At 62.7% G+C, this 1,266-nt stretch carries 2 protein-coding genes; both read left to right on the top strand.

Going from position 1 to position 1,266, the window contains the following annotated elements:
* The first annotated feature begins 165 nt into the window (after positions 1–165).
* Positions 166–630 (top strand): c-type cytochrome, encoded by a 465-nt coding sequence (locus A2I95_RS39325; RefSeq protein WP_291737785.1) that lies wholly within the window; start codon positions 166–168, stop codon positions 628–630.
* Positions 627–1,199, top strand: a complete 573-nt coding sequence (locus A2I95_RS39330) for a DsbE family thiol:disulfide interchange protein (RefSeq protein ID WP_291737786.1) — start codon at positions 627–629, stop codon at positions 1,197–1,199. The genes A2I95_RS39325 and A2I95_RS39330 overlap by 4 nt, the downstream gene beginning before the upstream one ends.
* Positions 1,200–1,266: the final 67 nt, after the last annotated feature.

Below are 1,266 nucleotides of genomic sequence, written 5' to 3' on the forward strand. Positions count from 1 at the left end.
GCCCTGCACCGGTTCCATAGGCGATTGCATGGGTCAAATGATGGGAGGGCCGATGATGGGAATGATGCTGGGAGGCGGGCTGGCCGTGCTTCTCCTGATCGCGGTCCTGGTGCTCGCCGCGCTCGCGCTTATCAAGTACCTGCGAGCGCCGTCATGAGGTTGCCTTTGCTTGCATTCGCGGGTGTGGCGATCTCTGGCTTGACCTTTGCCGTTGGGGCCGGTGCCAAGCAGGCCGAACCGGCACCGGTAACCTTTCTTGGCGAGGTTATCGCGCCGGAGCAGATCGCGCGCGGCAAAGCACTTTATGCCGAAACCTGCGCGTCCTGTCATGGCGCCGATCTTGAGGGTGCGCCGAACTGGCGCCGCCGCAATGCCGACGGCCGCATGCCCGCACCGCCGCATGACGAGACCGGCCATACCTGGCACCATTCGGATCGGGACCTGTTCGATATTACCCGGCTCGGCGTCGGCGGGGTTGTTCCGGGCTACGAAAGCGACATGCCCGCCTATCGAGGCGTTCTGAGCGACAGAGAGATTATCGAGATCCTCGCCTTCATCAAGAGCACATGGCCCGAACGCCAGCGTGCTGCACAGGCCCGGATCAGCGAGGGCGAAGGGGAGGGGTCATGAGTTCAGACACGAAAAGCCGGACACGGCGCTATTCACTGATAATGCTGCTGCCGCTGGTTATGTTTGCCGGGCTTGGCGCCTTTTTCTTTTGGGGGCTCTTCAATAACGACGACCGGCTGCCCTCGGCCCTTATCGGGCGGCCGGTGCCGGAATTCACGCTGCCGCCCATCGAAGGCCGGGAGGACGGGCTCACCTCGGCCGACCTGACGGGGCACGTTTCCCTTGTCAATGTCTGGGCGTCCTGGTGCGTGCCCTGCCGGGCCGAAAACCCGCTGATGGTGGAACTCGCCGGAACGGGCGAAGTGCCGATCTACGGCATCAATTACAAGGATGCCGCCGCCGAGGCACAGGCGTTTCTGGACGAGCTGGGCAATCCGTTCACCCGCATTGGCGCGGATCGAGATGGTCGCGTGGCAATCGACTGGGGGGTCTATGGTGTGCCTGAAACCTATGTGATCGATGCCGAAGGCCGGATCGCACACAAGCACGTCGGGCCGTTTAACCGGAAAATCCTGGATACAGAAATCCTGCCGCTGGTGCGCAGGTTGCAAGAGGAGGCCGCGCAATGAAACGGCGATTTTTTCTGACGGGAGCGATGGCGCTGGCATCCGGGCCCGCCTTTGCACGGCCTTTGAT

The organism is Leisingera sp. F5 (assembly GCF_001593695.1).